Origin of the sequence: Myxococcus xanthus (assembly GCF_006402735.1) — a bacterium.
GTDB classification, from domain to species: domain Bacteria; phylum Myxococcota; class Myxococcia; order Myxococcales; family Myxococcaceae; genus Myxococcus; species Myxococcus xanthus_A.
Genome location: NZ_CP017174.1, coordinates 7,092,132 through 7,112,965 on the forward strand (window position 1 = coordinate 7,092,132; position 20,834 = coordinate 7,112,965).

23 protein-coding genes are annotated in these 20,834 nt (G+C 69.0%); 6 read left to right on the top strand and 17 right to left on the bottom strand.

Annotated elements, in window-relative coordinates:
• Position 1 precedes the first annotated feature (1 nt).
• Complete coding sequence (locus BHS09_RS29045) at positions 2–469, bottom strand: hypothetical protein (RefSeq protein WP_140794677.1); 468 nt, start codon at positions 467–469, stop codon at positions 2–4.
• Between the two features lie 224 nt (positions 470–693).
• Between BHS09_RS29045 and BHS09_RS29050 the strand changes: the two genes are divergently transcribed.
• On the top strand, positions 694–1,020 hold the full coding sequence (locus BHS09_RS29050) for a PilZ domain-containing protein (RefSeq protein WP_174258925.1): 327 nt from the start codon (positions 694–696) through the stop codon (positions 1,018–1,020).
• 12 nt (positions 1,021–1,032) lie between these two features.
• Here BHS09_RS29050 and BHS09_RS29055 read toward each other — a convergent pair whose 3' ends face one another.
• Positions 1,033–1,440 carry a response regulator gene (locus BHS09_RS29055; protein ID WP_140794679.1) on the bottom strand — a complete coding sequence of 136 codons (408 nt, stop codon included), beginning with the start codon at positions 1,438–1,440 and terminating at the stop codon, positions 1,033–1,035.
• 241 nt (positions 1,441–1,681) lie between these two features.
• On the opposite strand from BHS09_RS29055, the gene BHS09_RS29060 reads away from it, so the two are divergent.
• A complete protein-coding gene (locus BHS09_RS29060; protein ID WP_237077544.1) occupies positions 1,682–2,632 on the top strand; it encodes a tetratricopeptide repeat protein in 951 nt (316 codons plus the stop codon).
• A gap of 18 nt (positions 2,633–2,650) precedes the next feature.
• Here the strand turns inward: BHS09_RS29060 and BHS09_RS29065 are convergent, their stop codons facing one another.
• The 9 genes from BHS09_RS29065 to BHS09_RS29105 form a co-directional block, all read right to left on the bottom strand.
• Positions 2,651–3,019, bottom strand: a complete 369-nt coding sequence (locus BHS09_RS29065; protein ID WP_237077545.1) for a hypothetical protein — start codon at positions 3,017–3,019, stop codon at positions 2,651–2,653.
• A gap of 105 nt (positions 3,020–3,124) precedes the next feature.
• Positions 3,125–3,835, bottom strand: a complete 711-nt coding sequence (locus tag BHS09_RS29070) for an SH3 domain-containing protein (RefSeq protein WP_140794681.1) — start codon at positions 3,833–3,835, stop codon at positions 3,125–3,127.
• Complete coding sequence (locus BHS09_RS29075; protein ID WP_140794682.1) at positions 3,832–5,721, bottom strand: BatD family protein; 1,890 nt, start codon at positions 5,719–5,721, stop codon at positions 3,832–3,834. The genes BHS09_RS29070 and BHS09_RS29075 overlap by 4 nt, the downstream gene beginning before the upstream one ends.
• Positions 5,705–6,715 carry a tetratricopeptide repeat protein gene (locus tag BHS09_RS29080; RefSeq protein ID WP_140794683.1) on the bottom strand — a complete coding sequence of 337 codons (1,011 nt, stop codon included), beginning with the start codon at positions 6,713–6,715 and terminating at the stop codon, positions 5,705–5,707. The genes BHS09_RS29075 and BHS09_RS29080 overlap by 17 nt, the downstream gene beginning before the upstream one ends.
• Positions 6,712–7,773, bottom strand: coding sequence for a VWA domain-containing protein (locus BHS09_RS29085; RefSeq protein WP_140799648.1), 1,062 nt, complete (start codon positions 7,771–7,773; stop codon positions 6,712–6,714). Before BHS09_RS29085 ends, BHS09_RS29080 begins: the two co-directional genes overlap by 4 nt.
• Positions 7,770–8,780 carry a vWA domain-containing protein gene (locus BHS09_RS29090; protein ID WP_140794684.1) on the bottom strand — a complete coding sequence of 337 codons (1,011 nt, stop codon included), beginning with the start codon at positions 8,778–8,780 and terminating at the stop codon, positions 7,770–7,772. The genes BHS09_RS29085 and BHS09_RS29090 overlap by 4 nt, the downstream gene beginning before the upstream one ends.
• Positions 8,755–9,744 carry a hypothetical protein gene (locus BHS09_RS29095; protein WP_140799649.1) on the bottom strand — a complete coding sequence of 330 codons (990 nt, stop codon included), beginning with the start codon at positions 9,742–9,744 and terminating at the stop codon, positions 8,755–8,757. The genes BHS09_RS29090 and BHS09_RS29095 overlap by 26 nt, the downstream gene beginning before the upstream one ends.
• Positions 9,741–10,622: a DUF58 domain-containing protein gene (locus BHS09_RS29100; protein WP_140794686.1), complete on the bottom strand. Its 882-nt coding sequence runs from the start codon at positions 10,620–10,622 to the stop codon at positions 9,741–9,743. The genes BHS09_RS29095 and BHS09_RS29100 overlap by 4 nt, the downstream gene beginning before the upstream one ends.
• A 30-nt stretch (positions 10,623–10,652) precedes the next feature.
• The gene (locus BHS09_RS29105) at positions 10,653–11,642 is read right to left on the bottom strand and encodes an AAA family ATPase (protein ID WP_140794687.1); all 990 of its coding nucleotides are present in this window, start codon (positions 11,640–11,642) and stop codon (positions 10,653–10,655) included.
• A 195-nt stretch (positions 11,643–11,837) separates the two neighbouring features.
• Here BHS09_RS29105 and BHS09_RS29110 point away from each other — a divergent pair, with 195 nt between their 5' ends.
• A complete protein-coding gene (locus tag BHS09_RS29110) occupies positions 11,838–12,728 on the top strand; it encodes an alpha/beta fold hydrolase (protein ID WP_140799650.1) in 891 nt (296 codons plus the stop codon).
• Positions 12,729–12,947: 219 nt separating this feature from the next.
• Here BHS09_RS29110 and BHS09_RS29115 read toward each other — a convergent pair whose 3' ends face one another.
• The gene (locus BHS09_RS29115; protein WP_140799651.1) at positions 12,948–13,637 is read right to left on the bottom strand and encodes a helix-turn-helix transcriptional regulator; all 690 of its coding nucleotides are present in this window, start codon (positions 13,635–13,637) and stop codon (positions 12,948–12,950) included.
• Between the two features lie 12 nt (positions 13,638–13,649).
• On the bottom strand, positions 13,650–14,060 hold the full coding sequence (locus BHS09_RS29120) for a DUF1761 domain-containing protein (protein ID WP_140799652.1): 411 nt from the start codon (positions 14,058–14,060) through the stop codon (positions 13,650–13,652).
• 298 nt (positions 14,061–14,358) lie between these two features.
• Here BHS09_RS29120 and BHS09_RS29125 point away from each other — a divergent pair, with 298 nt between their 5' ends.
• Positions 14,359–14,706, top strand: coding sequence for a hypothetical protein (locus BHS09_RS29125; RefSeq protein ID WP_026113776.1), 348 nt, complete (start codon positions 14,359–14,361; stop codon positions 14,704–14,706).
• A gap of 75 nt (positions 14,707–14,781) precedes the next feature.
• Here BHS09_RS29125 and trxA read toward each other — a convergent pair whose 3' ends face one another.
• Entirely contained in the window at positions 14,782–15,168 is a 387-nt protein-coding gene (gene trxA / locus BHS09_RS29130) for a thioredoxin (RefSeq protein ID WP_140799653.1), read from the bottom strand.
• A 144-nt stretch (positions 15,169–15,312) separates the two neighbouring features.
• Positions 15,313–16,278: a hypothetical protein gene (locus BHS09_RS29135; protein ID WP_140799654.1), complete on the bottom strand. Its 966-nt coding sequence runs from the start codon at positions 16,276–16,278 to the stop codon at positions 15,313–15,315.
• A gap of 463 nt (positions 16,279–16,741) precedes the next feature.
• On the opposite strand from BHS09_RS29135, the gene BHS09_RS29140 reads away from it, so the two are divergent.
• Both BHS09_RS29140 and BHS09_RS29145 read left to right on the top strand, forming a co-directional pair.
• Positions 16,742–18,091, top strand: coding sequence for a sigma 54-interacting transcriptional regulator (locus BHS09_RS29140; protein WP_140799655.1), 1,350 nt, complete (start codon positions 16,742–16,744; stop codon positions 18,089–18,091).
• 12 nt (positions 18,092–18,103) lie between these two features.
• Positions 18,104–18,610, top strand: a complete 507-nt coding sequence (locus tag BHS09_RS29145; protein WP_140794694.1) for an ureidoglycolate lyase — start codon at positions 18,104–18,106, stop codon at positions 18,608–18,610.
• A 15-nt stretch (positions 18,611–18,625) separates the two neighbouring features.
• On the opposite strand, the gene BHS09_RS39665 is transcribed toward BHS09_RS29145, so the two are convergent.
• Positions 18,626–19,309, bottom strand: a complete 684-nt coding sequence (locus BHS09_RS39665) for a fimbrial protein (RefSeq protein WP_237079894.1) — start codon at positions 19,307–19,309, stop codon at positions 18,626–18,628.
• Between the two features lie 293 nt (positions 19,310–19,602).
• A complete protein-coding gene (locus BHS09_RS29155; protein WP_237077547.1) occupies positions 19,603–20,754 on the bottom strand; it encodes a hypothetical protein in 1,152 nt (383 codons plus the stop codon).
• Positions 20,755–20,834 lie beyond the last annotated feature (80 nt).

The following is a 20,834-nucleotide window of genomic DNA, read 5'->3' on the forward strand; positions in this document are numbered from 1 at the left end:
CTCAGCGGATGTTGTTGATGGCCGCCTTCGCGGAGTCGTGGCGGACCTTCATGATGTTGGAGACGGCGGTGTGCTCGCGGCTCTCCTTCTGCATCTCGTTCTGGAGCTGCAGGTAGGCCATGTTGAACTTCTGGCCCTCCGCGGCGAGCACCTTCTGCGCCTCCAGCAGGTCCCACGCCTCCTGGTTGCCCGCCGCGGCCCCCGCACCCGCCGCTCCCCCCGTCTCCGCTGTGGCGGGCATCCCCGCCCCCATCGTCTTCGGCGCCACCGCCGACACCACCGTCTTCGCGCTGGAGACGGCCGCGCTGACGATGGGCCCACCCGGAATCATGCCGCCCACCAGGCCCGCTCCCGAGCGCACCACCTCGTTCGCCGCGCGCGCCAGCACCGTGCCGAAGTCGTTCTGCGGCGTCTGACGCGGAACCGTATGGGTGATGGTCAGTGTGGGAATCCGACTGTCATTGGACACGGGCAGCCTCCTGCGGAGAGTTGCCCGGCCCCATTTCAGCCGCCGTGCCAGGGATAACCCCCGGCAATCCCAGGCGATGAGCCGCCACGGCGGGTCCGGAAGCGCTCCGCGAACCGGGAGGAGCGTCCGGGAGGCTGGACGGCGGCCCTGGCTGGAAACTTGCGTCCGCTCCGGAGTGCCTCAGAGTTGTTGCACCCTGTTGTGTGGAGAAGAGGAGAAACCCGGTGCGGACGACCGATGGCGGCCCCCAGATTGCCGAGCGCTTTCACCCACGCGTCGACGCCAACCTCCCCGTGAAGGTGCTCCTCAAGGGACGCTCGGTGATGGTTCGCGCTCGAGACGTGTCCATGGCGGGCCTGTTCTTGATGGCCCACCCGGCCGACACCGCGCGGGAGCTCGCCATCGCGGTGCCACTGCCTGGCGACCGGGAAATCGTCACCACCTGCCAGATTCGCCGCCGCGAAGTGGACGGTGTGGCGCTGGAGTTCGGCGAGCTGGACTGGGACGACCTCATCGCCCTGGCGCGCTACCTCCACCCGCGCCTGCCCTGAAGCCCGCCTGACTCAGGGCAGCTCCGGCTTCGGCCCCGCTTCGCGCAGCCGCTCCACCAGCGCCATCAGCTCGGCGCCCCGGAAGGGCTTGTGGATGTAGCCGTCCGCCCCCGCCTGGGTGGCGCTCTCCATGTCGGAGCGCTTCGCCTTCGCGGTGAGCATGTAGAGAGGCACCCCCGCGGTGGCCGGGTCCCCCTTGAGGATGCGGCACACGGAAATGCCGTCCAGCTGCGGCAACACCACATCCATCAGGATGAGGTGGAACGTCTGGCTCTTGGCCAGCTTCAGGCCCTCCAGCCCCGTGGCGGCGCACACCACGTCCACGGTGCCGTCACTCAGCATGGAGCGCACCAGCTCCCGGATGACCGGCTCATCCTCGACCAGAAGGATGTGGAAGGGTGCCTGGGAATTGCCAGCCATGGTTCTCCGGACGAAACACGATGCCAATGCCACCCGCCGCGCGCGGTATAGCCCTCCGGGGCGTAGCCGCACCAGGGAGGATGCAACGGATTGTGCAATGGCACCCGTCTCCCCCATACGTAAGCGGGACACACACTGGATGCCTTGCTTTTCGATTAGGAGGGCTGACAGGCGAGCGTAGCCAGGGGGGGCACGGCCCCGTCCAACACGGCCAGAAACCGGGCGCTATGATGACCCGGGAATGACTGCGAAACTCGAATGTCCCGAGTGCCGGGCGGCAGTGGGTGGAAACGACTTCCAGTGCACACAGTGCGGGTTGTTGCTGGACCCGCAGCAGGCCAGCGGGGAGTACGTCATCACCGAGCCCACCATCGTCCGGGCGCTGCTGTCCCCGCCGCAGCGAACGCGCACCATGGAGCTGCCGAGGCCCCCGCCCCAGCACCCCACACCGCATGACCTGGCCACCGCGCGCTTCACGGTTCCCATGGACTCGCACACCGTGCCGCACCTGCGCGCCGGGTTGGACATCGCGCTCCAGCCGCTCCACCCCTTCGAGGCGCACATCGCCTCCTTCATCGACGGGGACCATGCCGTGCCGGAGCTGGCCCAGGCGGCGCGGCTGCCCGAAATCGAGGTGAAGGTCGTCCTCAAGGCCTTGCTGGAGCGCGGCGTCGTGGAGCTCCACCGCCTGCCCGGCGCGCCCGCCATGCGCACGATGACGGACGAGCTGCCCATCCTGGACGGGCAGGACTTCCTCGTGCCAGAGCCCATGGCACTCGGGGACGAGGAGCCTCCCACGCGGCAAGTGCCCCCGAGCCCGCCCATCATCCCACCGCGCACCGTCCGGCGGCTCGGAATCGAGCCAGGGTCGGCGGAGGACTTCCTCCAGCGCGCCGTGCGGTGGGAGCGCGAGGGCCAGGTGGACCGGGCCATCGACGTGCTCACCCGCGCCATTGCCCGGGTGCCCGAAGCCGCGGTGATCTACAGCAAGCTGGCCCTCATCCTGGTCCACCAGCGCAAGGACTACCGGCGGGCTGTGGAGCTGCTGAAGCGCGCGGTGGCGCTGGAGCCGAACCATCCCGTCTTCCAGCAGAACCTGCTCAAGGTGACAGGCCTCGCGGCGGCCTCCCCGAGCCCTCACAAGGAAGAGAAACGCGGCCTCTTCGCGCGCCTCACGGGCCGCCGGAGCTGACCGGCGCCGTGCCGCGGCTCACGTCCAGCCGCCCTCCAGCAGCTGCTCCGCCTCTTCGAGGGAGAAGGCCAGGTAGGCCTCGTGCCCCACGTTCCGGCTGCTGCGCTGGAACCGCACCGCCGCCAACGCGGAGCGCCCCACCACGCGCACCACCCGGCGAAAGCCGCGGACCCGGGCCGCTTCGACAACGCGCTCAATCTGCCCCGAGCCTGACTCCGGGAGCTCCGTCACGCCCGTCAAATCAGACAGGATGTCGAAGCCCGGCCGGAGCCGCTCGAGCGCGCGCAGCGACGCATCGCCAATCTGGAGCGCTTCCTCCTCCGTGACGACACCCCAGAGGCGGATGACCAGCCGGTTCTTGCCAACGAGTGCCTCGACCGAAAACACAGGGCCACGACCTCCTGGCAATACCCGCCATCCCTCCGGAGGCAGTCTACCCTCCAAATGGCGGGCATTTCCAGGCTTTCTCGTCCCTGCCCTCCGCGCACGGCCTCAGATTTCGGCCACGCCTTCCCGCTCGGCCCAGCCCTCCAGGCCGTTGGGCAGACGGATACGGACGAAGCGGCCCGTCTCTTCGAGCAGGCGCACCTTGAGGCCGGCGTGCACCTCGAAGATGGAACGGGCGCCGGGCTGAGGCAGCTCGCGCGCCACCAGCGTGGGCGCCAGCACCACGGCCTCGTGCACCGTGGCCCCCACGTAGGCGTGCGTGGCCACCAGCAGCCCTGACGGCACCGCCACCGCGAAGAGCAGGACCGCCAGCACGCCCACCGCCGTCCGCCGGCCCCGTCCCAGCAACCGCCAGAGCAGCACGAGGACGAAGGCCGCCACCCAGGTGCCCAGGAAGGTCCACGCCACCACCGGGCCATCCGTGGCCGCGGCGACGCGAGGCAGGAAGGCGTCCTCGGCGGTGGCGCCCACCACCTTGTCCACCTGTCGCGCCCGGGCCACCGCGAGGTTGGCTTCCAAATCTGGAGCCTGGCCCCCTTCCTTCCGGGCCTGTTCGAGCGACAGCACCGCGCGGCCCAAATCGCCTTGCGCCAGGTGCGTGGTGCCCAGGTTGTAGAGCACGTCGGGGCCGCCCTGGCCGTTCGCCAGCAGCTTCTCGTAGCCCTCCTTGGCCGCCGCGTAGTCCTCGCGCGCGTAGGCCTCGTTGGCCTTGAGGAAGATGTCCTGCGCCTCTTCCGGCGTGTAGTAGCCGCTCACGCCCAGCCCTCCATGGCCGCCGCGGCGGCATCCATCACCTTCTGTCGCTCGGCCGGGTCACCCCCGCCGCCGTAACGCCCGAAGTCGCACGCCTCCAGCACGAAGAGCACCTTGGCGCGCCGCTCCTCATTCGCGCCCGCCGCTGTCAGCTTCTCGGCGAGCACCTCACGGGTGAGGCCCACCACCGGCATGCCCAGCCGCGCCTCCAGGAAGCCGTGCAGCGCCTTCTCCACCTCGCCGTAGAAGGCCCCCACGTCCCCGCTGGACTGGAGCTTCTCCGCATCCGCCAGACGCTTGCGCGCGGCCTTCGCCTGCTGACGCCCACGCCCCGCCTCGCTGCGCAGCGCCAGCCGCCCGCGCACGCCGCCCATCAGCGTCACGCCCAGCAGCAGCCCCAGCGGGGCCAGCACCGTCGGGACAAAGAAGCCCCGCTTCCACACGGGCACGCCCGGCGCCTCGAATTGGGCCTGGTAGCGCACCGGCCGCAGGCCTCCCGCTGTCAGCACGTTCTTCTGCTCGTTGGCCTGGTCCGACGAAGACTGAGGCGACGCCGAGGCGATGGACGATGCTCCGCCCGCGCCCGCCTCCACCGTAATCGTCACCGGGTCGGTGCGCGCCACCTCGTACTTGCGGGCGCGCGGGTCGAAGTAGGTGAACTCCAGCGCGGGCAACGTGAAGCTGCCCGTGCGCTGCGGCATCACCAGGTACTCCATCACCCGCCGGCCCTGCACACGGTGGCGCTGCGGCGACACCTTGTCCGTCGTGGTGGGGTCATAAATCTTGAGCGCGGCGGGGCCCTTCAGCGCGGGGGGCGTGACGTTCTTCACGTTGCCCACCCCTTCCAGGCTGACCTTCACCGTGACGGGCTGGCCCAGCTCCACGCGCGTCTGCGAGACGTCCATGGACAGCTTCCAGTTGCCCACGTGCGCGTTGGGCATGTCCTCCGGCCCACCGGGCGGCAGCGGCTTCACCTTCACCTTGAGCGCGTTGGACACCCGGTGCACGCGGTGGCCGGCGAAGAGGAAGCCGGTGGTGATGTCCGCCTCCGCGGGGGTGATGGACAGCGTGCCGGACTTCACCGGGAAGATGGCGCGGCGGCGCAGCAGGTAGGCGCGGTACGGGATGCCGTCCACCACGCGCTGCTCGCCCGACAGCTGCGTGGGGCTCTCCACCTCTTCCGTCCAGAAGCCCTCCAGCTTGGGCATGGTGACGGCGTCCACGCTGGACAGGTCCACGCGCGAATAGATGTAGAGCGACAGCGTCACCTGCTCGCCCACGTACACGTTGTCCCGGTCCAGGCTGGCGCGCAGGAAGAGGTCGGAGTCCCCACGGGGAATCGTGGGCCGGTCCGGCTCCATCATGTCGCCGAAGGCCTCTTCCATCTGCTGCATCTGCGACTGGATGCTGGAGAAGGGATCCGGCTGCCGGCCACTCCCGCGCCCCGCCTGGCCGGACGGCGGCGCACCGCCCACCCGGCCGGCCTTCACCGTCAACTCCACGGGCTGCGTGCGGTACGTCTTGCCGCGCACCGTGATTTGCGACGGTGGAATCTTGAGCCGCCCCGCGCGCGTGGCCTGCATCACCAACACGTGCCGCGTGACGTCCTGGATGACGGCGGGGCCACCGCCCGACAGGGAGATGGAGCGCTGGCTGCTGCGCGAGCTGGAGAGGATGGAGAAGTCCCCCGACTCCGGCAACTTCACCTGCGCGTTGGCGGGCGCGTCCACCACCACCACCGTGAGGCGGAAGGTGTCCTCGGTGCCCACCTCCTCACGGTCCGCCGTCTGGTAGAAATCGAGGTCGTCCGAGGCCGCCCACGCCGGCGCGCTGGCCAGCAGGGCGAACACGGCGAACACCACGCCGAGGGCGCTACCAGTCCTTCTCATTCGGCTTCCTCTGCTTCTTCTTCTGCTGGAACCGCCAGAGCTGGAGGTTCTTCTCATTCTGCTTCATCGCATCCAGCAGGCGCTCCGCCTCCTGCCGGTCCAGGTCCGACTGGCTGGAGCCGCCGTCCGCCTCGGATTCCTCCGAGTCTTCTTCTCCCGCGCTGCCGCCGTCGCTGCCACCGTCCTGGGGCTCGCCCTCTCCGTCGTCCTGTCCACCATCCGCGCCGCCGTCCGCGCCCCCGTCCCCCTTGTCCGGTGGGCCCTGGTCGCCGCCGTCCGCGCCTCCGTCGGAGCCGCCGTCGCTGCCACCATCACCGTCGCCACCGTCGGCACCGCCGTCCATGCCGCCATCGCTGGCGCCGCCATCCGCGCCTCCGTCGGCACCGCCGTCCGAGCCACCATCGGTGCCACCGTCCTGGGGCGTGCCGCCGTCGCCCTTCGTGCCGCCGTCCTCGCCGGCATCCGGGCGCCCACCATCACTGCCGCCGTCGTTGCCACCGTCCGTGCCGCCATCCTGGCCCTTGTCCTGCGGCGGCGGCAGGTTGCGCAGCACCACCTCGTAGTTGTGGCGGGCCTGCACGTCCTGCGGGTCCAGCGTGAGCGCGCGCCGGTAGGCCTTCAGCGCTTCCTGCCGGTCTCCGGTGGTCGCATGCAGGTTGCCCAGATTGTACCAGGCCTTCTGCCGGAGGTCGGCGCGGTTGGACTCCGTCACCGACTGGAACAGCGCCTTCGCATCCGCGATGCGCCCCAGCTTGGCCATCGCGTCCGCGCGATTGAAGTCCACCGTGACGTCGTTGGGGCGCTCCTTCTTCGCGGCCTCGAACGCCTCCAGCGCTTCCTCGAAGCGGCCCGCCGTGTACGCCTCGCGGCCCTGCTCCACCAACGGGTGGTCCCGCTCCAGCGGCCCCGCGGCCCACACGGGCGACGGCAACGCCAGCGACGTCACCAGGCCCCACGTCAGCCACCGCGCCGCGCGCGTCTTCACGGCGCTCATGGCGACGGCCTCCGGCGCGACGACGGCAGCAGCAACATGCCCAGCGCCAGCAAGGCCAGCCCCGGAATGGCGAACGACTGGAAGCGCTCGTCGTAGCGGACCGTCACCCGGCTCTCCAGCTCACTCTTCTGCATCTGGTCGATGCGCTCCACCACCTGCGACATGGCCACGCCACGGGGCTGGAAGTAGAAGGTGCCCCCGGTGGCCTCGGCGATGGCCGTCAGCCCCGCCCGGTCCAACCGCGTAATCACCGTCTCCCCCGCGGCGTCCTTCTTGTAGTCCACGAACGCGCCGCGCCGGTCGAAGACGGGGATGGGCTCACCGGACTCCGAGCCCACGCCCACCGCCAGCACCTGCACGCCCGCATCCTTCAGCGCCTCGGTGGCCTCCGCCACGTCGCCCACCAGGTCCTCGCCGTCCGTCAGCAGGACGACCACGCGCTCCTTCGAGCCGCGGTCCGCGTTCTCCAGCACCTGCCGCGACAGTCGCAGCGCCGCGCCCACGTTGGTGCCGCCCTGGGGCATCACCTCCGGGTCCACCGCGCGCAGGAACAGCTTCACCGCCGAGTAGTCCGACGTGAGCGGGGACTGGATGAACGCATCCCCCGCGAACACCACCAGGCCCACGCGGTCGCCCTTCAGCTCGTCCAGCAGCGTGGTCAGTTCCAGCTTCGCGCGCTCCAGGCGGCTGGGCTGGATGTCCCGCGCCAGCATGGACTTGGAGGCATCCAACGCCACCACCACGTCGATGCCGCGCCGCTTCGTCAGCTCGCTCTTGGTGCCACACTGCGGCTGCGCCAGCGCGAAGCCGAAGAGCGCCAACCCCAGGCCGTACAGCCCGCCCTGCGTGGCCGGACGCCACACCGACACGCCCGGCGTGAAGCGCTCCGCGTAGCGTTCATGCAGCAGCGCCCGCACGCGCGAGCGGCGCCGCAGCGCCCCCACCAGCGCGAGCAGGCCCAGCGTCATGCCCGCGAGCACGAACAGCAGGAAGAGGGGCTGCGCGAGCCCCGCCTGGTAGCCGAGCACGGTGAAGCGCCAGGGTTCCACGGGCGTCACGGGAAGACCCTCAGGAAGGAGGCGCGCAGGAGCAACTCCAGCGCGGCGAGGCCGAAGGCGGCCAGGAGGAAGGGATGGAACTCCTCGCGGTAGGTGGCGCTGGCGCCGCCCTCCATCAGCTTCGAGCGCTCCAGCGAATCGAGCACCTTCTGGAGTCCCTCACGCAGCTGCTCGGGGTCCGTGGCGCGGTAGTACTCGCCGCCGGTGCGGTCCGCGATGTCCTGCATCAGCTCCGGGTTGATGGGAATCTCCGTGTCACGCCACACGGTGTTGCCGAACAGGTCCGTGCCTTGCGGGAAGGGCACCTTGCCGCCCTTGCCCACCAGAATCGTGTAGATGGGCACCTTCAGCGCCTGGGCCATGTTCGCCGAGTCCATGGGCGAAATCTTCCCGGAGTTGTTGTCGCCGTCGGTGATGAGCACCACCACCCGGCTCTTCGCCTCCGAGTCCCGCAGGCGATTGAGGGACGTGGCCAGCGCGTCACCAATCGCCGTGCCGTCCTCCAGCACGCGCGTGCGCAGCTGCTTCACCACTTCCTTCAGCACGCCGTAGTCCAACGTCAGCGGCGCCTGCGTGTACGCCGCGCCCGCGAACACCACCAGGCCGATGCGGTCGTTCACCCGGTTGGCGATGAACTCGCTCAGCACTTCCTTGGCGACGTGCATGCGGTTCTGCGGACGGAAGTCACCGGCCTCCATCGACGTGGACAGGTCCAACGCCACCACGATGTCGATGCCCTCCACCGACAAGTCCCGCACGCGCGAGTCACGCACCTGCGGCCGAGCGATGGCCAGCACCGCCGCCGTCACCGCCGCCACGCGCAACAGCGGCAACAGCGGCAACAGGTACGTGCGGAAGCCGCGGCCACCCCGGGCGAAGACGTGCGCCGCGGAGAAACGCAGCGTGGCGCGGGCACGCCGCTCCCGCCAGGCCTGCCAGAGCAGCAGCGGCACGAGCAGCAGTCCCCAGAGCGCCTCGGGGTTATTGAACGCGGGGAGCGGCGGCATTGTCGGGAGCCTGGGGCGGCGGTGGCGGAACGTACGTCGTGTCGATGAGCGAGTAGCCGAAGGCCAGCGCGTCGCGGCAGGCGTCGGCGGAGGCATCCGCGCGTGCGTACTTCACCATGTCCGACTCGGACACGAAGCGCATCAGCGCGTCCTCCGGCAGGCCCGGCGTGGACATGCGCCGCAGCGACGCCATCAGCTCGGAGCTGGTGCACTCCAGCGCCTCGAAGCCGTAACGCTCGCCCAGATAACCACGGACGATTTCGGACAGCCGGAAGTAGAAGTCCTTCACCCGGCCGCGCGAAGGCAGGTCCTCCGCCTTCAGCGCGTCCAGCGCCTTGCGGGTGCGCACGTCCAGGGGCAGCGCCGGCACCACCTCCACGTGCTTGGGCCGGTTCCTCCACCAGCGGAAGAGCACCCAGGCCAGCAGTGCCGCCGCCAGCACGCCCAGCACCGTGAGCACCAAGCGCCACGAACGTATGGGCACCTCCTCCGGCGGCTTGTAGTCGAAGAGGTCCGCGCCCTGCCCTTCCGCTTCCGGCGGCAGCGTGGACGTCACGTCCACCGTGCGGCCCGGCACCGTGAACGCCTTGGGCCCCTCCGGCGTGGCCACGTCGAAGGGCAGCGCGGGCACCGCCACCGAGCCCAGGGCGAAGGCGGACATCCGCACCCGGAACGTGGTGGTCGCAGAGTCCGGCCCGTCCTGGCGCTGGCGCGTCTGGTCCAGGAACTCGAAGTCCCCCGTCTCCTGGGGCACCTTCAGTTCGTAGCGGTGGTCCTTCGGATGGGTGATGACCACCTCGTAGACGAAGGGGTCACCGATGCGGACCTGCTGCGGCTCCAGCCGCACGGACAGGTTCCGCGGTTCGACCTGGTCCGTCGTCGCGGCCGCCGGTGCAGGGGGCTGGGCCCACGCCGGAGCCGCCACCACGAGCCACACCGCCAGCAGGGGGAAGAGCCGGTTCATGCCGCCATCCTCCGGGCCCGCGCGCGGAAGAAGTTCGCCAGCGCCTTGCCGTGGTCATCACCCGCGCGCAGCTCCACGTGGTCCAGCTCCAGCTTCTTGAACAGCTTGCGCCGCTCGTCGCGCGCGGCCTGCATGGCCCGGGCGAAGCGGCCCCGCACGCGCGGGTCGCTGGTGTCGACGACGAAGCGCTCGCCCGTCTCCGGGTCCTCCATGTCCACCAGGCCCAACCGGGGGAAGGCCTCCTCCAACGGGTCCGCCACCACCACTGGCACCAGGTCGTGCTTGCGCCCCACCAGCCGTAGCGGCTTCTCGTAGTCGCGCGCCTGGAAGTCGGAGATGAGGAACGTCACGGCCTTCCGCTTCGCCACCTGCGTCAGGTAGTTGAGCCCCGCGGCCAGGTCCGTCCCACGCCCCTGCGGCTGGAACGTGAGGATGTCGCTCACCAGCCGCAGCACGTGCGTGCGGCCCTTGCGCGGCGGCACCACCTTCTCCACCCGGTCCGAGAAGAGGACGAGCCCCACCCGGTCGTTGTTGGCGATGGCGCTGAACGCAATCTGCGCCGCCACCTCCGCGGCAATCTCCGACTTGGTGCGCTCGCGCGAGCCGAACTCCTTCGACGCGGAGACGTCCACCACCAGCATCACCGTCAGCTCGCGCTCCTCGGTGAAGACCTTGACGTAGGCCTCGTCCATGCGCGCGGTGACGTTCCAGTCGATGATGCGAATCTCGTCACCGGGCTGGTACTGGCGCACCTCGGAGAAGGCCATGCCCCGGCCCTTGAAGACCGAATGGTACTGGCCGGCGAGCATGTCGGAGACCACCTTGCGGGTGCGAATCTCCAGCTTGCGGATGCGGCGGATGAGGTCCTTGGGAAGCACGGGGCGCCTGGCGGGCTCGAGGAGGAAGGGTCAGGGGACTTCGACGCGGTCGAACACGCGCTGGATGATCTTCTCCGGCGTGAGGTCCTCGGCCTCCGCCTCGTACGTCATGGCGACGCGGTGGCGGAGCACGTCGAAGGCAATGGCCTTCACGTCTTCGGGGGTGACGAAGCCGCGGTGGCGCAGGAAGGCGTGCGCGCGCGCCGCCTGGGCCAGCGCGATGGTGGCGCGCGGCGAGGCGCCGAACTGGATGTAGTCCGCCAAATCCTTGAGGCCGTACTTGCTGGGCTCACGCGTGGCGAACACCACGTTGAGGATGTACTCCTTCACCTTCTCGTCCATGTAGATGTGGTGGACGAGCTCGCGCGCACGGACCAGGTGCTGCAGGTCGATGACCCGCTGGGCGCGCGGCGACGAGCCGCCGGACATCCGGTCCATGATGACCTTCTCTTCATCGCGCGTCGGGTAGCCCACCTTCACCTTGAGCATGAAGCGGTCCACCTGCGCCTCGGGCAGCGGGTAGGTGCCTTCCTGCTCGATGGGGTTCTGCGTCGCCAGCACCAGGAAGGGCGAGGGCAACGGGAAGGATTGGTCACCGATGGTGACCTGGCGCTCGGCCATGGCCTCCAGGAGCGCGGACTGCACCTTCGCCGGGGCGCGGTTGATTTCGTCCGCGAGCACGATGTTGGCGAAGATGGGGCCCTTGCGGACGGTGAAGTTCGCCGCCTGCTGGTTGTAGATCATCGTGCCCACCACGTCCGCGGGCAGCAGGTCCGGGGTGAACTGGATGCGCATGAAGGTGGCGCTGAGCGAATCCGCCACGGTGCGCACCGTGAGCGTCTTGGCGAGGCCGGGCACGCCCTCCAGCAGCACGTGTCCGTTGCACAGCAGGCCAATGAGGATGCGCTCCAGCATGTAGCGCTGCCCGACGATGACCTTGCCGGTTTCCTGGTTGAGGACCTCGACGAAGCTGCTTTCCTGCTGCACGCGTTCGGTGAGCGCGCGAATGTCGGTGTTCATGTCGCCTCGTGTCGGACTGGCGGCGGGCAGCCTAGGGTTTACAGGGTATCCGGCTCAACACCGCTGAGGGCCGCGCATTCCAGTATGTTGCCCGTCCGTCCGCCCCTCCTGGAGTGTCCTCCCCATGTACCACTCACAGCCGCCACGCCAACCCCTGTTCCACTCCCGACGGACGGCGGTGTCGAGGAAGCCGGCATGAAGGCCCCCTCGGTGGGGCCGGTGGAAGCCGCGCTGCTGGCCCAGCTGGCCCCGGCGGTGGTCGCGACGGTTCACTGGTTGCCGGGCGGCGGGGCCCTCCGGGTCCTGGAGGCGGGCGCCGGCCCCACGGTGGTGCTGCTCCACGGGCGCGGCGGCGCGGCCTCCCAGTGGTTCACCTACCTGACGGTCCTCGCCCGGGGACACCGCATGCTGGCGGTGGACTTGCCGGGCTTCGGCATGTCGTCCGCCCCCGAAGGCCCGCTGGCCACCGGCGAGGACGCGGCGGCCTTCTTCACCGCCCCCATCGAGGCGCTGCTGTCCCAGCTCGCCCCGGGCCCGGTGGCCGTGGTGGGCCACTCGCTGGGCGGGCTCGTGGCGCTGGAGCTCGCGCTGCGCGGCCGGGTACCGGTGGAGCGGCTGGCCCTGGTGGATGCCATGGGCCTGGGCCCGGAGATGGCGCGAAAAGCCCGCCTCTTCTTCCGCGCCGGTCCCGAACGGCTGGCGCGCTCGCTGGGGCCGTGGGCCTGGGCCCAGATGATGCCGCCGCCCCCGACGCCGCTGGGTGAGCGGCTGGGCGCCCTGGAGTACGAGCTGCTCACCCGCCCGGGCGCCAGCCTTGACGCCACGCGGGCCTTCAACCGGCTCGTGCCCGTGGTCGGCCCTGTCTTTCATCGCGCGGAAAAGCTCGGCGCTGTAACGGCGCCGGTGCTGCTCGTCTGGGGCGAACACGAGGACACGCTGCCCGTCTCCATCGCCGAGCGGGCGGCACGGCGCCTTCCCCAGGCCCGGCTCCTGCGCCTGGACGCAGGCCACAGCCCCCACCAGGAACATCCGGAGCGCGTGCTCCCCGAATTGAAGGCGTTCCTCGCCGTGCCCCAGGAGGGCTAGACCAAGGATTGTGATTCTCGAACGGCTGCCCACGACGAGCTGCCCGCCCGCGATGGTGGCGACCGGCACCAGCGTCCAGGACTCCCTTCGAGGATGTAGCCTCGGCTGGAGTCCGGGTCGTTAACTGCCTGGAACTACGGCAGAGGCCGGCGGAGAAGCCCAGCAGCCGCAAGGTCGCCCGGCCTTTTCCTTGGCCTCGAGTCCTGATGTGCCCCCCTTCTACTTCGTGTGACGCAGCTGGGCTTCCCAGCGCCGGCGCAATGTAGAACGGCGCTCGGGGTAGAGCGCGTCGAGGAAATCCACGCTGAGCAATCGCTCCGTCCTGAAGATCCGAAAGTCCCGACGCAGCTCACACCATGCGATCAACACGCGAACGCCGGTCACGTAGCCCACGAGAATCGGCCACACCGTGCGCTTGCTCGTCGTGCCTTCCGCATCGGCGTAGTGAATGTGGAGCTTCAATTGCTTCCGCGACCACTCACGCAGTCGGCTCAGGTCGACAGTTCCGTCCGGATGCCTCTGCTTCGCCGGCGGAGTGCCCACCACCGGGTCGTCGACCAGCTCGCGCAGGTGCTTCGGTACGATGGCTGCGACCTTCGCCAACACATCTCCCGCTGCTGCCGACAACGTCCTGTCTGCGTTGGCCGCCACCCACTGTGCGCCGAGCACCACTGCCTCGATTTCGCTCGGCGTCAGCATCAACGGCGGCAGGTCGAAGCCGCGCGCTAGCACGTAGCCGACACCCGCTTCTCCTCGAATCGGCACGCGACGCGCCATCAACGCCGCGAGGTCCCGGTACACCGTGCGCTGACTCGTCTCGAGTTGCTCGGCGATCGCGCTGGCCGTCATCGGCCCCTTTGCCCGCCGCAGCACCTGCAGAATCTCGAACAGCCGGTCAGCGCGTCGCATGCGTCCTCTGCGCTATGCCATCGCGGTAAGAATAGCGCAGCTCACGAGGTTGCTGAGCAGGAAGTAGGGAGCGTTGATGACACCGTACAGAACCGGCCGCGGGATGTTCGGGTTGATGGCCACGTTGAACACCGTGGCGACGAGATAGCCGACTCCGCTGATGGCTCCAAACACGAGCGCATTCGACATCGCGTCGATGTGAAACGTTCGCAGCAGAATCGCGTTCGCCACCGTCACCACGAGTCCGCAGAGCAGGGGACCTGCGATGAAGATCGGCTCCGGCTTACGGCCCATGAGGTCGGTGCGCCCGAGCGCCAGCGCATACGGCTTCGGGATGACCCCCATGAACCACGCCGCGCCGAGCATCTGTAGCGCCACGGCCGAGAGAAGAACCGCGAACCAATTGATCGAAAGAGTGAACATCGTGTGCGTCCCCGGCTGAGGTGAGACGCATGAAGTACTGCCACCCTGTTGCCACCGTGGTGGCAGCAGAGAATCGCTTGCTTCACGCCGCCGTCGGTCACCACGTACTGGCCCACCAAGGAACGTGATTCACGAACGGCCGCCTAGCGGGCGCCCGGCAGGCAGGCGCCCGACGGCGTTCGGGTGACACGGGCTGGTCCGGCGGTCGGAGCTCGTCCTGGCGGCGCTTGTCCTGGCCTTCCTGGATGGCAACCGTCCCACCGTGTCACCCACGGACACCACCGCCAGGGAGGCTGCCATGAATCACAAGACGCACGAGCGCCATGACCACGTCCACGCCAAGGGCTGTGGCCATCCCGCCATCCAGCACCAGGACCACGTGGACTATCTACACGACGGGCACCTGCACCACCCGCACTCGGACCACACGGACGAATGCACGCTCGCCGAAGACGCGCGCAATCCCGCGCAATGCACGCCGCAGCATGCCTGTGGTGCCCATGAAGCCACGCACCGCCACGGTCCCTCGTGTGGCCACGCGGCCGCGCCGCACGGGGACCACATGGACTATCTCGTGGACGGCCACCTGCATCACCCGCACGACGGCCACTGCGACGACCACGGCAAGGTGCAGGTCCTGAGCTGAAACGAAGACGTGACGGGAGAGACCTCTCCCCCGGGAGGCCCCGCCCGTCTTCACGCTGGACGGAGGCGTGCCGTCTCAAGCCTGGGACGGCGCGCCCTGCTGTGCCTGCCGGTCCACCAGCTGCTTGCGCACCTCGTTCATGTCGAGCGCGCGCACCTGGCGGATGAGGTCATCCAGCGCGTTGGCCGGCAGCGCTCCCGCCTGTTCGAACAACATGATGCCGTCACGGAAGACCATCAGCGTGGGGATGGAGCGGATGGCGAAAGCCCCCGCGAGTTCCACCTCTGCGTCGGTGTCGAGCTTGCCGAAGACGAGGTCCGGATTCTTCGTGCTCGCCTGTTCGAAAACAGGTGCGAAGGTGCGGCACGGCGCGCACCATTCGGCCCACCAGTCGAGGAGGACGATTCCCTCCTTCGAGACGATTTCCTTGAAGTTGGCTTTGGTGATGTCGGTGGTTGCCATGCCCTGACACTGGGCCCTCCCCCCCGGAGGCGCCAGTGTCAGGATGAGGCCAGCCAGGCTCCCCCCAGGGCCCGACTCCCAGTCACCTTCAGCTCAGCGCGGCGGCGGCCCATGACGGGTGGGCCGCCGGGACAGCGGGCGGGCTCAGCCCCAGACGCTCGCCCGACCCATGAACTGCGCCAGGTCCAGGCGGTTGGACTGCGTCTCGCGGCGGGGGGCCTTCGCCGTGAAGGACTCCAAATCCTGGAGACTGATGTGGACCTCCTTGCTGGACTTGGACTTGCTGGCGCCCTGGTCCACCGAACGCAGCGCCGTGGGGTGGTTGATGAGGAACTGCGCCGCCTCACGGAGCTCCTTCGGCGCGCCGCTGCTCGGGTCCGCCACGCGCTTGAGTTCCGACATGCCGATGTTGTTGTCCCCAGCGCCCTTGCCGCTGGCGTTCATGCCCACGCCCTCGGCGAAGTGGAAGTGGTCCTTGAGCGTCTGGGCCGCCTTGTAGATGTCCATGGGCTCCTGGCGGCTCGCGCCGAAGGGCGGGCGGGACGGAGCGCCGAACGAAGGGCCGCACAGGTCCAGCCGCGGCGGCAGGTTGGGACGGTGCGGGTTGGGCAGGCCGCCCGGGCCACCAAGTCCGCCGCCGAAGCCCCCTCCGAACCCGGAGCCGAACAGCGACGGACGCTGCGGGAAGCCAGGCCGCTGCGGAGCCCCGGAGTCCGCCGCATTGCCCGCGCGCGCTTGGAGGTCCGCCTTGCTCAGGTGCACCTCATTATTGCCGCCTTGGGCCTTGCTGGCGCCCTGGTCCAGCGAGCGCAGGGCGATGGGGTGGTCGAGCACCCATTTCGCGGCGGCGCGGACCTCGGGCGGGAAGCCGCTGTTCGGGTCCGCCACGCGCTTGAGCTCCGACGTCCCGATGTTGTTGTCCCCGGCGCCCTTGCCGCTGGCATTCATGCCCACGCCCTCGATGGCGTCGAAGTGCTTGAGCACCGTCTGCGCCGCCTTGGACGGGTCCATCGACTGATAGGCCGCCTGGTAGCGGTCCGTGGGGCCGCAGCCACGGGTGTTGCTGGAGAAGCCGCTGCACTGGATGGACTTCGCGATGGACAGGCTCATGGTCGTGACTCCTGATAGCGATTGCTACGATGGTTTGGATTGGGGGCAGGTGGCCGTTTCAGCCGAAAGCCCCGCGCGCTAACTACATGAACATTCTCTGTCGGATACGCACGGTGTTTCGTGCGGTGTTTTTATTTGTTTTCGCGCGCTTCCGAGGGGAACGAACACAAAGCAAAAACAAACAAGCCCACCCGCGAAGCGTCTGGCCATTCAAGGCAAGACATCGCGGGTGGGCGGCTCGGTGGTGTCGTTCTCGAAGCGGCTCCAGGCCACTGCAGTGGGTGTGCCAGGGCCCTCCAGCGCCTCCGGAGCCGGGGCGAGGCGCACGCTCAAGAGGAGGACGCCCGGAAAGGCGCTCCGGCGGGCCTGGTAACCGCGGTTGTCAGGTGGCAACAACAGTTGTCACTCCCCTCCCCCGCGTGGGCGCGGTGGTAGCCTGCCCACCGTGGCGGACCCAGGTGACATGGACACAGAGGTGGACGCGCTGGTCCAGACGGCGCCCGTCCCAGTGGCGCGGCGCGGCCCCTTGCGATTGAAGCTGCTGGTGCTCTCCGGGGAACAGGCGGGACGGAGCCACGTGCTGCGCCCAGGGGTGGTCCGGCTCGGCACGTCCTCGACGAGCGACATCGTCTTGACGGACCGCGTCGTGTCCCGGCAGCACCTCCAGTTGGAGGTGACGGACGAACGGGTGGTGGCCACGGACCTGGGCTCGCGCAACGGCTCCTTCCATGAAGGGGTGCGCTTCACCGAGTTGGAGGTACGGCCCGGGGCGTCGCTGACGCTGGGCACAGTCGTCCTCAAGGTGGTGCCGGAGGATTCGCGGGAGCGGCCGCTACCGCTGTCCTCGCGGCGGAGTTTCGGCGCGCTCGTGGGCGCGAGCGTGAAGATGCGCGAGTTGTTCACCGTCCTGGAGCGGGTGGCCGCGGGCGGCGGAGACGTGCTCGTCCAGGGCGAGACGGGGACCGGCAAGGAGCTGTGCGCCGAAGCGATCCATCACGAGAGCACCCGGGCCAGCGGCCCCTTCATCATCGTGGACATCGCCGGGATTCCACCCTCCTTGATGGAGTCGGAGCTCTTCGGGCACGTGAAGGGCGCCTTCACGGGGGCCCACGGAGAGCGCGCCGGGGCCTTCGAGCGTGCCCAGGGAGGCACCGTCTTCCTGGATGAGGTCGGCGAGCTGCCGCTGGAGCTGCAACCCCGGCTCCTGCGCGTGCTGGAGCGCCGGCAGGTGAAGCGCGTGGGCGCCAACGACTACCGCACGGTGGACATGCGCGTCGTCGCGGCCACGCACGTCGACCTGGAGCAGGCCGTGCAGCAGGGCCGGTTCCGCAAGGACCTCTATCACCGGCTGGCGGTGCTCAAGGTCGTCCCGCCGCCGCTGCGGGAGCGGGTGGAGGACCTGCCGCTGCTCATCGACGCCATGCTGGAGCGGCTGCGCCGCCCGCCCAGCGCACTGTCCGAACAGACGCGCGCGCTGCTGGCCCAATACCCCTGGCCCGGCAACGTGCGCGAGCTGCGCAACGTGGTGGAGCAGGCCATCCATCTGGGCGAGGACACCCTGCCGCCCATGGAAGCCCCCTCTGGTTCGACCCGGATGCCGCAGGGCGCGCTCGATGCGGAGCTGCCCTTCAAGGAGGCCAAGGAGCGACTCATCGAGGTCTTCGAGCGGGACTACCTTCAGGGCCTCATCGCGCGCTGCGACCGGAACATCTCCCGCGCGGCCCGCGAGGCGGGCATCGCCCGGGTGTACCTGCGCAAGCTGCTCACGAAGCACGGAATGATGCTCGTGGACGACGACGACTCACGGGATTGAGGAAGACACGCCATGCGACCGACCATCCGCGCACGACCGCTCACCCAAGAGGCCTTCGCGCCATTCGGCGACGTCATCGGGCTGGAGCTCGCGGGCGGCAACAGCGCCAACCAGGGCACGGCCACGCGGTATGACAAGGTGGCCCACCTGACGGGCACGCGTCCCCAGGCAGAGCCCAATCTGGCGGTGTTCCGCTCCGTGGCGAAGTCCCTGCCCTTCGAGGTGCGCCTGCTGGAGCGCCACCCCTGCTCCACGCAAATGTTCGTGGCGCTCGCGTGCCAGCGCTTCCTGGTGGTCGTCTGTCCGGACGACACCCGAGGCGAGCCGGACCTGGACCGGCTGCAAGCCTTCGTGTGCGGCCCGGGCCAGGGCGTGAACTACCGCCCCGGCCAGTGGCACCACCCCATCATCGCACTGGATGGCCCCGCGGACCTGCTGATGCTGGCCTGGGAGGACGGCTCCGCCCTGGACTGCGAGGAGCGCCCCCTCACCACGCCCTTGCTCGTCACCAGCGACTGAACGGCGCTGCGCGCGTCAGTCCTTCAGGTCGTTCATGAAGTGGAGGGGCTCACCAGGTTCCACGGGCTGTCCATCCGGCCCGGTGAGTTCCTTCGAGGAGATGAGCCACACGTCCAGGTCGCCATCCCGGTCGAGATTGGCGACACAGGCGGCCGTGATGGCACACTCAGGGCACTCTCCCGAAAGGCCGACCTGCTTGGCCACGAGCACCGGCAGGTCGCCGAACTTGATGGCCTTCAATTCCGGGTTCGTCGCCACGTCCACACCCACGGCGACGGCGTCCTCCACCGCGGCGGCCCCAGCCGCGTCGCGAGCATCCGCCGGCTCGACACCCGCCAGGAAGGCGAAGTGATTGCCCCGCGGAATGTCATGGTTCAACTTCGCGAAGACAGGCTCATAGGCGTCGTGCTCGGCGTAGTGAGTCATCTGGGCGATGTACCACTGCCTCAACTGCAACTTGCACATGGCCTGCTTCGCCCGGTGCTTGGAACCCTGGAAGCCGCTGATGGCGCCAAGGCTGACGAAGAAGCACGGGATGAGCAGCAAGGCGAAGACACCCGCCACGATGAGGTAGACCTTCTTCCGGCTGGAGCGCGGTACGGAAGCCGTGTTTCCGCATGAGCACTGGATGGTTGAACCCGACTTGAGCCCCGTCACGTCGAGCTTCGTGCCGCACGCCGGACACTTGATATCTGCCATCGAAGAAGAATCCCCCTGTGAATGTCCGCACCCCAATGCGCGGAAGGCGCGGAAGGCGCGGAACCCTATCACCCCCATCTCGCCAACGAGTCATCAATCACAACTTTTTCATCAATAGCAGCGAGTATCCCTTGTGCCCCATTCGATGCGAACAGCGCATGCGCGGTCCCCTCACCGCGCCGGATGCCTTCGCGGACCTGCGGATGCTCGCCAGGGAGGACGGCTCCGCCTGGACTGCGCGGAGCCCCCTGTTCACGCCCCAGTTCGGCCCCAACGGCCGAGCCCGTCACCGCTCAGCGCGTCTGCTGCTCGCGGCTGGACTCGCGCGTCGAGTGGATGCTCTGGAAGCCCGCGATGCACAACTCGGCGCGCAGCGGCGCGGAGTTGTAGTACTGGCCACCGTCATACGGCGTGTCGATGCCGTCGCGGCGGTCCGGATGCGAGTAACCGGCGATGTGCATCATCTCGTGGATGAGCGTCTGGGCAATCTCCGTGTCCCCCTGCGGGAAGAGCACGCCGAAGTTGATCCAGACATCATCTCCACCCAATTCCGCCCGCGCGTTGATGCCGGCCTCGTTCGTACCCGAGTGGTGGATGGACTTGCGGTAGGCATTGCGCAGCGCGGACTTCTCCAGGTTGGTCAGGTGGGTGCAGGTCTGGATGGCGTCCTGCGCGGCCTCGTGGCGCCGCAGCGTCCGGGCCCAGTTGGCGCCCGTGACGGTGGCGGTGTCAGAGCTGAAGCGGTCCTGCATCGCCAGCACGTCCGCGAGCACGTCCCGCGTGTCGGCGTAGCCCGCGTGGATGAGGTGCATGCCGTACACCTGCGTGCCGCTGTACGTGGTGGAGTGGAAGGTGGGCAGGCCCGCGGCGAAGCCGTTCGCGGAGGCGTAGTCGTTGGCGGCGCGCATCATCGCCCCAGCGTCATTCACGTTCGGGTAGCCAATGGCCCAGCCCGGGACGTCGCGGAACTCGACGACGCTGGGGTGGAGGAAGTTGATGCCGTACTCCACAACAGAGCCGTTGAGGCCCTGCTCGAACGCGGGCAGCGCGATGCCCAACCCGTGCGCGTTGCCGTAGTCCTGCGCGCGGCGGAACAACTCCGGGATGTTGCTCAGCGCCGTGTTGCCCAGCGAGGAGCGGGGCACCGCGCGGTAGTGCGCCACGGTGCCCGGCTTGAGCAGCATGGTGCCACGCACCACGCCCGCGCCGTAGTTGGCCTCATGGAAGTTGCCGAAGCCCGCCGCGTAGCCGTGAATGCCCGCGTAGCGGTTGGCGGTGCGAAAGCGGAAGTCACTGGCCGTCTCCAGCGAGGACGCGGTGGTGCCCACGGCCTCCTCGGGCAGCGCCATGTCCGCCATGGCGTCGGCGTCCATCATCTCGCCGCCGCATCCCAGCAACGCCATCGACGTGGAAATGCACACACCCAGGGAGAGACGCTTCATCATCGAGCGCACGGTTGAAACCTTTCTGTGGATTGGCGAGCGAGGCGGAACGGGACTCAGGCCCGTCCATCCGTCGCGCTCAG

Coding starts and splice junctions, on each gene's coding strand:
- BHS09_RS29140 (WP_140799655.1), top strand. CDS start 16,742: ATGGACACAGAGGTGGACGCGCTGGTCCAGACGGCGCCCGTCCCAGTG.
- BHS09_RS29080 (WP_140794683.1), bottom strand. CDS start 6,715: ATGAGCGCCGTGAAGACGCGCGCGGCGCGGTGGCTGACGTGGGGCCTG.
- BHS09_RS29115 (WP_140799651.1), bottom strand. CDS start 13,637: ATGCGACGCGCTGACCGGCTGTTCGAGATTCTGCAGGTGCTGCGGCGG.
- BHS09_RS29090 (WP_140794684.1), bottom strand. CDS start 8,780: ATGCCGCCGCTCCCCGCGTTCAATAACCCCGAGGCGCTCTGGGGACTG.
- BHS09_RS29125 (WP_026113776.1), top strand. CDS start 14,359: ATGAATCACAAGACGCACGAGCGCCATGACCACGTCCACGCCAAGGGC.
- BHS09_RS29135 (WP_140799654.1), bottom strand. CDS start 16,278: ATGAGCCTGTCCATCGCGAAGTCCATCCAGTGCAGCGGCTTCTCCAGC.
- trxA (WP_140799653.1), bottom strand. CDS start 15,168: ATGGCAACCACCGACATCACCAAAGCCAACTTCAAGGAAATCGTCTCG.
- BHS09_RS29055 (WP_140794679.1), bottom strand. CDS start 1,440: ATGGCTGGCAATTCCCAGGCACCCTTCCACATCCTTCTGGTCGAGGAT.
- BHS09_RS29155 (WP_237077547.1), bottom strand. CDS start 20,754: ATGATGAAGCGTCTCTCCCTGGGTGTGTGCATTTCCACGTCGATGGCG.
- BHS09_RS29110 (WP_140799650.1), top strand. CDS start 11,838: ATGAAGGCCCCCTCGGTGGGGCCGGTGGAAGCCGCGCTGCTGGCCCAG.
- BHS09_RS29075 (WP_140794682.1), bottom strand. CDS start 5,721: ATGAGAAGGACTGGTAGCGCCCTCGGCGTGGTGTTCGCCGTGTTCGCC.
- BHS09_RS29105 (WP_140794687.1), bottom strand. CDS start 11,642: ATGAACACCGACATTCGCGCGCTCACCGAACGCGTGCAGCAGGAAAGC.
- BHS09_RS29145 (WP_140794694.1), top strand. CDS start 18,104: ATGCGACCGACCATCCGCGCACGACCGCTCACCCAAGAGGCCTTCGCG.
- BHS09_RS29095 (WP_140799649.1), bottom strand. CDS start 9,744: ATGAACCGGCTCTTCCCCCTGCTGGCGGTGTGGCTCGTGGTGGCGGCT.
- BHS09_RS29120 (WP_140799652.1), bottom strand. CDS start 14,060: ATGTTCACTCTTTCGATCAATTGGTTCGCGGTTCTTCTCTCGGCCGTG.
- BHS09_RS29060 (WP_237077544.1), top strand. CDS start 1,682: ATGACTGCGAAACTCGAATGTCCCGAGTGCCGGGCGGCAGTGGGTGGA.
- BHS09_RS39665 (WP_237079894.1), bottom strand. CDS start 19,309: ATGGCAGATATCAAGTGTCCGGCGTGCGGCACGAAGCTCGACGTGACG.